Origin of the sequence: Curtobacterium sp. MCLR17_034 (assembly GCF_003234485.1) — a bacterium.
Classification (GTDB): domain Bacteria; phylum Actinomycetota; class Actinomycetes; order Actinomycetales; family Microbacteriaceae; genus Curtobacterium; species Curtobacterium flaccumfaciens.
Genome location: NZ_QKTH01000031.1, coordinates 1 through 11,585 on the forward strand (window position 1 = coordinate 1; position 11,585 = coordinate 11,585).

Annotated in this window: 11 protein-coding genes; 1 reads left to right on the plus strand and 10 read right to left on the minus strand. The window is 72.8% G+C overall.

Annotated elements, in window-relative coordinates; genetic code table 11:
* Positions 1-18: 18 nt before the first annotated feature.
* Genes DEI98_RS18065 through DEI98_RS18090 form a run of 6 tightly spaced genes read right to left on the minus strand, consistent with a single transcriptional unit; the run spans position 19 to position 5,310 of the window.
* Positions 19-1,119: a calcium:proton antiporter gene (locus DEI98_RS18065; RefSeq protein ID WP_017888287.1), complete on the minus strand. Its 1,101-nt coding sequence runs from the start codon at positions 1,117-1,119 to the stop codon at positions 19-21.
* A gap of 12 nt (positions 1,120-1,131) precedes the next feature.
* The gene (locus tag DEI98_RS18070; protein WP_258370940.1) at positions 1,132-2,172 is read right to left on the minus strand and encodes an ABC transporter ATP-binding protein; all 1,041 of its coding nucleotides are present in this window, start codon (positions 2,170-2,172) and stop codon (positions 1,132-1,134) included.
* The gene (locus DEI98_RS18075) at positions 2,169-2,969 is read right to left on the minus strand and encodes an ABC transporter permease (protein ID WP_071246956.1); all 801 of its coding nucleotides are present in this window, start codon (positions 2,967-2,969) and stop codon (positions 2,169-2,171) included. Before DEI98_RS18075 ends, DEI98_RS18070 begins: the two co-directional genes overlap by 4 nt.
* 3 nt (positions 2,970-2,972) lie before the next feature.
* Positions 2,973-3,782, minus strand: coding sequence for a molybdate ABC transporter substrate-binding protein (gene modA, locus DEI98_RS18080; RefSeq protein ID WP_181438089.1), 810 nt, complete (start codon positions 3,780-3,782; stop codon positions 2,973-2,975).
* The gene (locus DEI98_RS18085) at positions 3,779-4,195 is read right to left on the minus strand and encodes a molybdopterin-binding protein (protein WP_071406518.1); all 417 of its coding nucleotides are present in this window, start codon (positions 4,193-4,195) and stop codon (positions 3,779-3,781) included. The genes modA and DEI98_RS18085 overlap by 4 nt, the downstream gene beginning before the upstream one ends.
* A gap of 59 nt (positions 4,196-4,254) precedes the next feature.
* Positions 4,255-5,310, minus strand: coding sequence for a ThiF family adenylyltransferase (locus DEI98_RS18090; protein WP_181438090.1), 1,056 nt, complete (start codon positions 5,308-5,310; stop codon positions 4,255-4,257).
* A gap of 95 nt (positions 5,311-5,405) precedes the next feature.
* Between DEI98_RS18090 and DEI98_RS18095 the strand changes: the two genes are divergently transcribed.
* Complete coding sequence (locus tag DEI98_RS18095; RefSeq protein WP_111101536.1) at positions 5,406-7,058, plus strand: glycosyltransferase family 39 protein; 1,653 nt, start codon at positions 5,406-5,408, stop codon at positions 7,056-7,058.
* Between the two features lie 63 nt (positions 7,059-7,121).
* On the opposite strand, the gene DEI98_RS18100 is transcribed toward DEI98_RS18095, so the two are convergent.
* The 4 genes from DEI98_RS18100 to DEI98_RS18115 all read right to left on the minus strand — a co-directional run bounded on the left by DEI98_RS18100 (position 7,122) and on the right by DEI98_RS18115 (position 11,508).
* The gene (locus DEI98_RS18100) at positions 7,122-8,054 is read right to left on the minus strand and encodes a 4-(cytidine 5'-diphospho)-2-C-methyl-D-erythritol kinase (protein WP_027466065.1); all 933 of its coding nucleotides are present in this window, start codon (positions 8,052-8,054) and stop codon (positions 7,122-7,124) included.
* Between the two features lie 9 nt (positions 8,055-8,063).
* The gene (locus tag DEI98_RS18105) at positions 8,064-9,383 is read right to left on the minus strand and encodes an O-acetylhomoserine aminocarboxypropyltransferase/cysteine synthase family protein (RefSeq protein ID WP_111101537.1); all 1,320 of its coding nucleotides are present in this window, start codon (positions 9,381-9,383) and stop codon (positions 8,064-8,066) included.
* Positions 9,383-10,423: an LLM class flavin-dependent oxidoreductase gene (locus tag DEI98_RS18110; RefSeq protein WP_071406522.1), complete on the minus strand. Its 1,041-nt coding sequence runs from the start codon at positions 10,421-10,423 to the stop codon at positions 9,383-9,385. The genes DEI98_RS18105 and DEI98_RS18110 overlap by 1 nt, the downstream gene beginning before the upstream one ends.
* Positions 10,424-10,509: 86 nt before the next feature.
* Positions 10,510-11,508 carry a RimK family alpha-L-glutamate ligase gene (locus DEI98_RS18115; RefSeq protein WP_111101538.1) on the minus strand — a complete coding sequence of 333 codons (999 nt, stop codon included), beginning with the start codon at positions 11,506-11,508 and terminating at the stop codon, positions 10,510-10,512.
* Positions 11,509-11,585: the final 77 nt, after the last annotated feature.

Here is an 11,585-nt window from a genome sequence, read left to right on the forward strand (position 1 = left end):
CGCCGACCCCGCCCCGCCCTACGGCGAGACGGACAGCACGATGAACGCGGCGAAGATCACCAGGTGCACCCCACCCTGCAGCCGCGTGGCACGACCGGGCAGCACGGTGAGCACCGCCGCGACGATCGTCAGCGCGAGCAACACGATCTGCGACGGCCCGAGCCCGAGCAGCAGCGTCCCCGGCATGAACAGCGACGCGACCGCGATCGACGGGATCGTCAGACCGATCGACGCCATCGCGGACCCCATCGCCAGGTTCAGGCTCGTCTGGATCCGGTTCCGTGCGGCGGCCTTCGACGCGGCGATGCCCTCCGGCAGCAGGATGAGCAGCGCGATCACGACACCGACGAAGGACGGCGGGAACCCGACGGCGGCCACCCCGGCCTCGATCGCGGGCGACTCCACCTTGGCGAGCCCGACCACGGCGACGAGCGCGACGACGAGCAGCCCGAGCGACACCATCGTGGTGCGACCCGACGGGCGTGCGGCGTGGGCGTCCTCGGACTCGACGAGCACCCCGCCGGCACGGTTGACCGGCAGGAAGAAGTCGCGGTGCGCCACGGTCTGCGTGACGACGAACAGCCCGTAGAGCACCAGTGACGCGATCGCGACGAACACGAGCTGCGTCCCCGTGAAGGAGGCGTCGTCGGTGCCGGTGGTGAACGTCGGCAGCACCAGGGTCAGCACGGCGAGCGCGGCCACCGTCATGGTCGCGGCGCTCGCGCCCTCCTGGTTGAAGCGCACGGTGTTGTGCCGCAGGGTCCCGATCAGGATCGCGAGGCCGACCAGCCCGTTCATCGTGATCATCACCGCCGAGAACACCGTGTCGCGCGCCAGGGTCTCGGCCTGCGCACCGCCCGAGCTCGACAGCGAGATGATGAGCGCGACCTCGATGATCGTCACGGCGACGGCCAGTACGAGCGAGCCGAAGGGTTCCCCCACGCGGTGTGCGACGACCTCGGCGTGGTGGACGGCGGCGAGCACCGTGACCGCGAGCACGACGGCGACGACGACCACCACGGCGGTACCGAGCCCGTACCGGCCGTACGAGAACGCGAGCACGACGGCCGCCAGGATCGGCGTGGCCACGGGCCACACCTTGGGGAACCAGGAGGTCATCGGACCATTGTCTCAACCGCGGGGCGCGTAGACCGCCACCTCGGCTGCGGGGACGTCGATGCGCACCGCGTCGCCGGGGGCGATCCCGAGCGCGGTCAGCCGCGCGAGCGTCAGGTCCGCCACCAGGTCACCGGCCCGCACCCGCACCAGTCCGTCGCGCGGTTCGAGCGACGAGACGGTGCGCGCGGCCCCGGCACCGTCCCGCGTCAGCACGGCGGCCGTCGGGTGGAAGGCGGCCAGGGCGGGCCGGCCGGGAGGCACGGCGTGCGCCCCCGACGCCAGCTCGCCCCCGCCGTCGATCGCGATCCCGCCCCCGGTGGCGGTCCCGCGCACCAGCGCGAGTCCGGAGAACGTCGCGGCGAACGCACTCGTCGGACGACCGAGGACGGCAGCGGGGGTGCCCTGCTCGACCACCCGGCCGCCCTCGAGCACGACGACGCGGTCGGCCAGTGCGACGACCTCGACCGGGTCGTGGGTGACGAGGACCGCGGGCCGCCCGGCGACGGCGGTCCGGAGTGCCGCGCGGACCTCGTCCTGCGCGCCGACGTCGAGCGCCGAGGTCGGTTCGTCGAGCAGCAGCACCGCCGGGTCGGTGGCGAGCGCGCGCGCGATCGCGACGCGTTGCGCCTGTCCTCCGGAGAGCGTGCGTGGGTCGCGGGTGGCCAGGTCGGCGACCCCGACGGCGTCGAGCGCGTCGCGGGCGAGCTGCCGGGCCGCGGCGCGACCGGCTCCGGCCGCTCGGGGCCCGAAGGCGACGTTCCCGACGACGTCGAGGAACGGGAACAGGTCGGACCGCTGCGCGACGAGTCCGGTCCGACGACGGTGCGCGGGGACGGTGCGCCGCGGGCTCGAGACCTGCACCCCGTCGAGTTCGATCCGGCCGGCGTCGATCGGCAGCAGCCCGGCCAGGGCCTCGAGCACCGTCGACTTGCCCGCACCGTTCGGCCCGATGACGGCCAGGCACTCCCCCGCGCGGACCTGGATCGCGACGTCGACGTCCCGTGACCCGACGACGACGTGCGCCCGGACGCTCACCGCACCTTCGGCCGTCACGCCAGGGCTCCGCGGGTGCGGAACGACGAGGCCCCGATGACGACGACGGCCACCACGACGAGCACGACGGCCAGGGCCACCGCGGTGTCCGGGTCGACCTCGCGCTGCAGGTAGACCTCGAGCGGCAGGGTCCGCGTGACCCCCTGCAGGCTGCCGGCGAAGGTCAGGGTGGCCCCGAACTCGCCGAGCGCCCGGGCGAAGCAGAGCACGAGCCCCGAGACGATGCCGGGCAGGACCCTCGGCGTCGTGACGGTCAGGAACGTCCGGGTCGGTCCGGCACCCAGGGTCGCGGCGACCCGTTCGTAGCGGTCGCCCTCGACGCGGAGCGCACCCTCGACCGAGGACACCAGGAACGGCATCGCGACGAAGGTCTGCGCGATGACGACCGCCGTCGTGGTGAAGGCGATGTGCAGGCCGTGGTCGTCGAGGAACGCCCCGACCACCCCGAGCCGACCGAAGGCCGCGAGCAGCGCGAGGCCGCCGACCACCGGCGGCAGCACGAGCGGCAGGAGCACGACGGCACGAGCGACGCCGACCCAGCGCGACCGCGACCGCGCGAACAGCACGGCGAGCGGGTACCCGAGGACGAACGCGACGCCCGTGGCCGCGAGCGCCGTACCGAGGCTGAGCCCGAGTGCGGTCAGTGACGCGGTGGAGGTCACGAGCCCGACGAACGACGACCAGTCCACCCGGCCGAGCATCGCGAGCACCGGCACGACGACGAACAGCCCGCCGAGCACCGCGGGCAGCGGGAGCCACCACGCGACCGGCGGCCGTCCGTCAGCGCGCGGAGCCACGGGTCAGGGCTTCCCGAAGCCCGCGGAGGCGAGCACACGCTGCCCGGCGGCGGAGCGGACGTACTCCGAGAACGCCTGTGCGAGCGCCGGGTCCTGGGATTCCCGGAGCACGCCGATCGGGTACGTGTTGACGGCCTTGCCCGACTCGTCGAACGGGACCCCGTCGACCTTGCCGCCGGCCCCTCGGACGTCCGTCACGTAGACGAGTCCGGCATCAGCCTGACCGGACTCGACCTTGCCGAGCACGTCGGTGACGGACTGCTCCTCGCTGACCGGCTCGAGGTCGACGCCCGATGCGGACTCGACCTCCGCCGTCGCGGCACCGCACGGCACCGGGGCGGCGCACGTGACGAGCTGGACGCCCGGAGCCGTCAGGTCGTCGAGGTCCGTGATGCCCTTCGGGTTGCCCGGTGCGACGGCGATCTCGAGGACGTTCGTCGCGAAGTCCCGCGGCGAACCGCTCGCCAGGTCGGTCGACGCCAGCTTCGCCATGTTCGCTTCGTCGGCGGACGCGAACACGTCGGCGGGGGCACCGTTCTGGATCTGGGTGACGAGGTCGCTCGAGCCGGCGAACGAGAACCGGATCGAGGCGCCGGGGTTCGCGGTCTCGAACTGCTTGCCGAGCGTGGTGAACGTCTTCTGGAGGGACGCCGCCGCGAACACGGTGATCGACCCCGACACCTCGGTGTCCGCGCTCGACGACGAGGACGGCGACGACGACCCCGCCGGAGCGTCGGCGGTCGAACACGCCGACAGGCCGAGCGTCGCCACGACGGCGAAGGGCACGAGCAGCGAGCGGGAACGACGGATCATCGGGGGTCCTCCTGGTGGGCGGGTGCCTCGACCGCGACCATCGTGGCCTTGACGGACGCCACCGCGACGGACCCGACCTCGAGCCCGAGGTCGCGGACGGCCTCGGCACTCATCAGGGACACCACGCGGTGCGGGCCGCACTGCAGCTCGACCTGCGCCATCACGGTGTCGACGACCAGGTCGGTGACGATCCCGACGAAGCGGTTGCGCGCCGAGCTCTTCACCGCGGACGCCGGGTCGGTCAGCTCGGAACTGCGTTCCCGTGCGTAGGCAGCTACCTCGCGACCGTCGACCACGGCTCGCCCCGCGTCGTCCGTGGCACGGGTGAAGGTGCCGCCGTCGACGAGCCGACGAACGGTGTCGTCACTGATCCCGAGGAAGGCCGCAGCGTCCCGTACCCGCAGTTGCGTCATGATCCACCGATCTTATCCGCGGATGCGGCGGCAGGGGCGGTGGAGGTGACCGGGCTGGGTCAGGACCGGTGCTCGATCGCCACGGGCAGCCCCTCGCGACGCCAGGCCTCGAAGCCGCCGTCGAGGACCGTCACGCGCCTCCCGGCCGGTTGCCGCGCCGCCCACGCGTCCGCACGGGGGCCGCGTGCGCAGTAGACGACGACCTCGTCCGAACCGGTGTCGTCGGTGACGGCACCGGCGACCACGCCGGCCGCGCGTTCCTCGTCGGTCCGGACGTCGACGACGACCAGCGGGTCCGACGGGTCCGCCACCCTGGCAGCCAGGGCGGACGGCGCGATGCGCGGCGTCGCGGAGGCACCAGCAGGTGCCGGTCGACGCGAAGCGGGTCCGCGACGGACGGGGCTCTCCGTCCAGCGCCACCGGCGGGCGTCGACGGTCAGCACGCGTCCGAGCAGCGGGTCGCCGCTGCCGGTGACCAACGCGAAGACCTGTCCTGCCATCACCGCACCGACCGCACCGCACAGTGCGGGGACCACGCCGTCCAGGGCGCACGAGCCCTCGTCGGGCAGCGCGTCGGGGTGCAGGTCGTGGAAGTCGACGCCGTCCGGCCCGGCGTCGCGGAAGACGCTGACCTGCCCGTCGTGGCCGAGCACGGTGCCCCACACGAACGGCACGCCGACAGCGGCGCAGGCGTCCGAGACGGCCCGGGTGACCACGACCGAGTCGGCGGCGTCGACCACGACGTCGTGTCCGGCGACCAGGTCCGGCGTGAACGACCCGACCACGGCGACCGCGTCGAGTTCCGGGTCGACGGCGACGGCCCGGGCGACCGCGACCTGCGCCTTCGGCGAGCCGACGTCCGCGGCGGTGAAGAGCGTCTGCCTGGCGAGGTTCGAGGCGTCGACCACGTCGGGGTCGACCACCGTGAGCCGACCGATCCCGGCGAGGTACGCGACCACCGGTGCGCCGAGCCCGCCGGCCCCGACGACGAGGATGCGCGATGTGGCCAGGCGTCGCAGCCCGGTGACCCCGACGTCGGCGAGCGCGGCGGTCCGCGAACCGAGCTGCGTCCGCCCCGGGGAGAGCGCGGCGGCGGGGGCGACGAGGGGTTCCATCCCGTCATTCTGGCCCGTCGCACCGAACTCCTGCATGTGAGAGTTCAGCGCCCGGACGCGGCGGATCCCCAGAGCAGATCGGTACGGTCGCGGGCGTGAGTTCCCCGCGCACCGGTACCGTCCCGGTCCGACGCACGACGTCGGACGCGTCGGTGCGCGCGCGCTCGCTGGGCCTCGTCGTGGCGGCTGTCCGAGCCCTCGCACGGACCCCCGAGATCACCGTCGGCGCGCTCGGCGTCGTCGTCGCAGCGGCCTTCAGCTGGGTGCCGTCGGTCTGGTACGACGAGGCCGCGACCATCGCGAGCGCACAGCGCAGCTGGCCGGCGCTCTGGGCCGAACTGCAGAACGTCGACGCCGTCCACGGCCTGTACTACGCCGTGATGCACGTCTGGTTCACGCTCGTCGGGTACTCGCCGTTCACGCTGCGGTTCCCGAGCGCGCTGGCCATCGGGGTCTCCGCCGGCCTCGTCGTCGCGCTCGGCCGTCGTCTCGGCGGGGTGCGGCTCGGCGTCGTCTCCGGGATCGTGTTCCTGGTCCTGCCGCGCGTCGCCTGGGCCGGCACCGAGGGGCGCCCGTACGCCACCGTCACGACGTTCGCCGTCGCGCTGACCCTCGTGGGGATCACCGCGGTCCGGCGCACCCGGACCCGGCACCACGCGACCCGGTGGTGGGTCGTCTACGGCCTGCTCGCCGTGGTGGCCGTCCTGTTCAACGTCTACCTGGCCCTGGCCGTCGTCGCGCACGGGGTCGTGCTCCTCTGGACCGCCGTCGCCGACCGTGCCGCACGGCGCGACGCCGTGCTCTCGCAGCGCAGCGGTCCGGTGGCCGCGCCGATGGTCGACCGCGCCGCGTTCGTGCGCTGGGGCGTCGCCGCCGTCGGGGCCGCGCTCGTGGTGTCGCCGTTCATCGTCCTCGCCGCAGGGCAAGCCAAGCAGGTCGGCTGGATCACCGGCGTCGGGTGGGCCACCGTGCGCCAGGTCGTCGCGACCGCCTGGTTCGGTGCCGTCTGGCCGTACGCGGTGCTCGGGTGGGCGCTGATGATCGTCGGCGTCGTGCTCGCCGTCCGGGCCACCCGACGCCCCTCCCCCGCCGCCCGTGACCTGCTGCGGATGCAGGCCGTGCGCGTCGCCGTCCCCCTGACGATCCTGCCCACCGCACTGCTCGTCGGCGCGACCGCGGCCGGGGAGCACCTGTACTCCCCGAAGTACGCCAGCCTGAGCCTGCCGTTCGTCGCGCTGCTCATCGGCCTGGCGATCACGGCGATCCGACCTCGGCGGTGGCTGGCGCTCGCGGTCGTCGGGATGCTGCTCGTGTCGGCACCGACGAGCACGATCGTCCGGCTGCCCCACGCGAAGCAGGACTCGCACTGGGCGAACGCGGCGGCGATCATCGAGCGCGAGCGGGACCGGCGCACCGACCAGAACGAGGGCGTCGTCTTCGGCAGCGTCTGGGAGCACCCGGGCACCACCGCGCAGGTCATCGCCGACTCCTACCCCGAGGCCTTCACCGGGATGCGCGACCTCGCCGTCGCCGAGACCGGTGCCGAACGCGGGCAGCTCTGGAACGTCAACGGGGACATCGCGACGACGGTGCCCGAGCGGATCTCCGGCATCGACACCGTGTGGTTCGTCGGCGGCAAGTCACGGAACATCCGCCCGCAGGTCACCGACACGCTCGTGGCCGAGGGGTTCCACGTCGTGCGCTACTGGCACACCGGCACGGTCATCCTCTGGAAGTACAGCCGCTGACGGTGGCGGTCCACCCGCTGACGGTGGCGGTCCAAGCGCCGACGGCTGTGCCGGGGCCTCGGGTCAGTGCACCACGCGTGCGCCGTGCACCGGACCGGTGGCCCGGAGTGCGACGAGGCCGGCGGCGCTGAGCTCGACCTGCAGTTCGAGCGCGGCGTCACGGTCGCCCACCAGGAACGCCACGGTCGGTCCGCTGCCGGACACCAGGCCGGCCAGGGCACCGGACTTCTCGCCGAGCTCCAGCGTCGCCGCGAGCCGGGGCTGCAGGCGCATGGCCGGTGCCTGCAAGTCGTTGTGCACACAGTCGGCGAGCAGGTCGGGGTCGCCCGCGCGCAGAGCCTGCAGCACGTTCGCCTCGACCACCGGGTGCGACGGCGCCGGGGAGATGTCGGCGCGGTACCGCTCCCGGTGCTCGTCGAGCGCACGGTAGACGGCCGGGGTGCTCAGCCCGTCGTCGCTCAGGGCGAGGACCCAGTGGAACTCGCCCTTGGCCAGCGCCGGGCTCAGCTCGTCGCCGCGACCGGTACCGACGGCGGTGCCGCCGGCGAAGGCGAACGGCACGTCGGCGCCGAGCTGTGCGGCGAGCCGGAGCAGCTCCTCGCGACCGAGCGCGGTGCCCCAGAGCGTGTCGACGGCGAGCAGGGTCGCCGCGGCGTCCGCGGAGCCACCGCCCATGCCGCCGGCGACGGGCACCTGCTTGTCGATGGTCAGCCGCACGCCGCCGCGGTGTCCGGCCGCGTCGGCCACGAGCCGGGCCGCACGGATGGCCAGGTTCGACTCGTCGACCGGCACGGTGCTCGTGTCGATCGGCCCGGTGAAGGTGACCGAGAAGTCGTCGGCGGCCTCGGCGGTGACGTCCTCGTACAGGGACACCGCCTGGTACGCCGTGGCGACGTCGTGGTAGCCGTCGTCCTGCAGCGCCCCGACGGACAGGAACACGTTGATCTTGCCGGGGGCGCGCGTCCGCACGCGGGTCGGTGCGGCCAACGTGGTCATGCGCCCAACCTATCCCGCTGCGGCTGCCGTGAACCCCCGCGCCAGGTCCGCGGTGATGTCGTCGATGTGCTCGAGGCCGATCGACAGGCGGATGAGGCCGTCCCCCACCCCGGCGGCCGCTCGCTCGGCCGAGGTCATCTGCACGTGGGTGGTCGATGCCGGGTGCACGACGAGCGAACGGACGTCACCGAGGTTCGAGACGTGGTCGAACAGCTCGAGCGCCGCCACGAACCGTCGGCCCGCGGCGACCCCACCGGCCAGGTCGAACGACAGCACGGCCGACGGCCCCTTCGGCACGTAGCGCTGCTGCAGGTGGTGCCACGGCGAGTCCGGCAGGCCGGCGTAGTGCACGTGCTCGACCTGGTCGTGCGCGTCGAGCCAGGTCGCCACGGTGGCGGCGTTCGACACGTGCCGGTCCATGCGGAGCGACAGCGTCTGTATGCCCTGCAGCACCAGGAACGCGTTGAACGGTGCGATCGCGGGCCCGAGGTCGGCGGACAGCTTCGAGCGGGTGCGCTGGATGAACGCCCGTCGCCCGAACTTCTCGGCGAAGTTCGTGTTCGCGAACCCGGACTGCTCGGTCGAGGCCAGCTGCGGGTAGGCGTCGGCGTGCGCGGCCCAGTCGAAGTTCCCGCTGTCGACGATGAGCCCGGCGATGGCGCTGCCGTGTCCGGCCAGGTACTTCGTCGCGGAGTGGACGACGATGTCGGCGCCGTGCTCGATCGGGCGCACCAGGTACGGCGTCGCGATGGTGTTGTCGACGATGAGCGGCACACCGGCCTCGTGTGCGACCCCGGCCACCCCGGCGAAGTCCAGGACGTCCCCGCGGGGGTTCGGGATGGACTCGCCGAAGAACGCCTTCGTCTCCGGGCGCACCGCCGCCGCCCACTCGGACAGGTCGGTCGGGTCCTGCACGAACGTGAAGGTGATGCCGAGGTCCCGCAGGGTCGACGCGAACAGCGTGTAGGTCGCGCCGTACAGCGAGGCGCTCGACACCACGTGGTCACCGGCGCGTGCGACACCGAGCACGGCCAGCGACGTCGCCGCCTGCCCGGACGCCAGCGCCAGCGCACCGATCCCGCCCTCGAGGTCGGCGATCCGGCGCTCGAGGGCTGCCGCCGACGGGTTGTTCACCCGCGTGTAGGTGTGGCCGGGAGCGTCGAGCATGAAGCGCGCGGCCGCGTCCTCGCCCGACGGGTAGACGTACGCGGCGCTCTGCGCGATCGGCGGCACGTTCGCGCCCCAGCCCGGGTCGGCCTTGAAGCCGGCGCGGATCTGGCGGGTCTCGAACGCCCAGCCGTCCTCGGCGTTGGTCGGCGCGGCACCCATCAGGACTGCGCCCCGACCGACTGCCGGACGAGCGGGATGACCTGCTCGCCGAACCGGTCCATCTCCTCGAGCTGCGGCGAGAACTGCAGCAGGAGCGTGTCGACCCCGGCGTCCTCGAACTCCCGGATGCGGTCGGCCACCTGCGACGGCGTGCCCACGAACCCGGGGCGCAGGCCGCGGTTCGACACCGAGTAGTCCTCGAGCGATGGCACGTGCTCGAGCTGCGACTTCGAGATGAAGTCCTGGTACGACTCGTACGCCTTGCCGTGCTGCACGTCGGTGATCCGGGCGAGCTCGGCCTGTGCCTCTTCCTCGGTCTCGCGCACGATGACGTACGCGGCCATGCCGAACGCCTCGAACGGCGGCAGACCGGCGTCGACGCGGCGCTGCTTCATCTCGTCGATCTTCGCGCGGAGCTCCTCGACCGTGCCGCCGTGCGTGACGTAGGCGTCGGCGTACCCGGTGATCGCAGCCTTGCCGGCCTCGCTCTCCCCACCGGCGTATATGCGCGGCGTCACGCGGGGCTTCGGCTCGAGGTGCGCGTTCTCGATGTCGTAGTACTCGCCCGAGAACGAGTACGGGGTCTCGCGCCACAGGCCCTTCATGACCTCGACGAACTCCGCGGTGCGCTTGTACCGGTCGTCGTGCTCCGAGAAGATCCCGCCGTACTGCTTCGCCTCCTCCGCCCACCAGGCGCTCACGACGTTGAAGGTGAACCGGCCGCACGAGATGTCGTCGATCGTCGCCGCCTGCTTCGCCGTCACCGCGGGCAGGTGGTACCCGGGACGCATCGCCGCCATGATCTCCAGGCGCTCGGTCGTCGCCGCGATCGCCGCCGCGAGCGACCACGCCTCGAGCGAGGGCGCCGCCGTGCCCTTGATGTCGTTGAGGTTGAGCTCCGGCACGAGCGTCAGGTCGAAGCCGATCCGCTCGGCGCGCTGCGCCAGGCGCTTCACGTAGTCGAAGGTGACCGGCATGTTCTCGTTGTCGACGTTGCGCAGCCAGCCGCCGAAGAGCGGGGTCCAGTATCCGAATCGCACGTGGGTTCCTTGGGGGGTGTGGGAAAGGGGACTGGAGGCCCGTGGCGGGCCCGCCACGGTCCTCCAGTCCGGTGGTTCTTGCGTTCTCAGGCCGTGAGGTGCGCCGCGTACTCCGCCGCCAGCAGGCCACCGAGGTACTTCGCGATGGAGCGCGGGCCGGAGGCCGGCGCGGACTCCTCGACCGCGGGGTTGTAGTTCGTGTTCGTGTTGATGTCGTAGACGACGGTGCGGCCGTCCGTCGTCTCCATGAACTCGACGCCCGCGATGGTGATGCGCTGGTCGGCGAGGAACGTGCGGAGCTGCTGGACCAGCGGGTGCTCGGCGGTGATCTCGGTCCGGACGGCGAACGCCGGGGGCGCGCCGACGGTCTCGGTGCCGGGCACGTCGCAGACGGCACCCGCGATGACCTGCGGCACCTCGCACGCGTCGGCGGGGCAGAGCTCGAAGCTGCCGGCGCTGGTGTCGACGCGGACCGCGTACACGAACTCGCCACCGACGAACTCGACGCGGGTGATGAAGGGCTCGCGCGCCGTCAGGTACTCCTGCAGCAGGGTGATGCCGTCGACCGGGGCCTCGAACTCGGGGCTGTCGACGTAGGCGTCGAACTCGGCGAGCGAGTCGAACCGCCGCACGCCCAGGCCCTTGCCGCCCTGGTTGTGCTTCGTGATGAAGGGGACGTCCTGCCCGTCTGTGAAGGTGCGGGCGGCCTCCTTGAGCGTCGTCGTGCCGAACACGGCGGTGGTGCGCGGCACGTCGAACCCGGCCTGCTGCAGGAGCCCGTGCTGGGCGACCTTCGACACCTCGAGCTCGAGCACGTGGCTGCCGCCGACGACCTGGCGGCCGGCACGCTCGAGCCAGCCGAGGATCGCCCGGGTGTACTCCTTGCTGTGCTCGTGGCCGCGGGTGTGGGAGCTCGCGGACATGCGGCTCCAGTAGACGCCCGGTGCCGGCTCGGCCGCGAGGTCGATCTGCCCCTCGGTCAGCAGGATCTCCTCGACCGGGACGCCCTCGGCCTCGAAGGCAGCGGCGAGCGGGGGGAACCACTCGGGGTTCTCGTGGATGACGTACACGCGCGGAGTGCTCACGCCCCCACCCTAGGCACGGTATACCGCACGTGCCCAAGTGTGTGACGTGGCGTTGCTTCTCGGGGGCGGGCGGGGTG

What these genes read in the sequence shown, in the direction of transcription:
- DEI98_RS18065 (WP_017888287.1), bottom strand. Translation starts at nt 1,119, where the DNA reads ATGACCTCCTGGTTCCCCAAGGTGTGGCCCGTGGCCACGCCGATCCTG.
- modA (WP_181438089.1), bottom strand. Translation starts at nt 3,782, where the DNA reads ATGATCCGTCGTTCCCGCTCGCTGCTCGTGCCCTTCGCCGTCGTGGCG.
- DEI98_RS18085 (WP_071406518.1), bottom strand. Translation starts at nt 4,195, where the DNA reads ATGACGCAACTGCGGGTACGGGACGCTGCGGCCTTCCTCGGGATCAGT.
- DEI98_RS18090 (WP_181438090.1), bottom strand. Translation starts at nt 5,310, where the DNA reads ATGGAACCCCTCGTCGCCCCCGCCGCCGCGCTCTCCCCGGGGCGGACG.
- DEI98_RS18100 (WP_027466065.1), bottom strand. Translation starts at nt 8,054, where the DNA reads ATGACCACGTTGGCCGCACCGACCCGCGTGCGGACGCGCGCCCCCGGC.
- DEI98_RS18105 (WP_111101537.1), bottom strand. Translation starts at nt 9,383, where the DNA reads ATGGGTGCCGCGCCGACCAACGCCGAGGACGGCTGGGCGTTCGAGACC.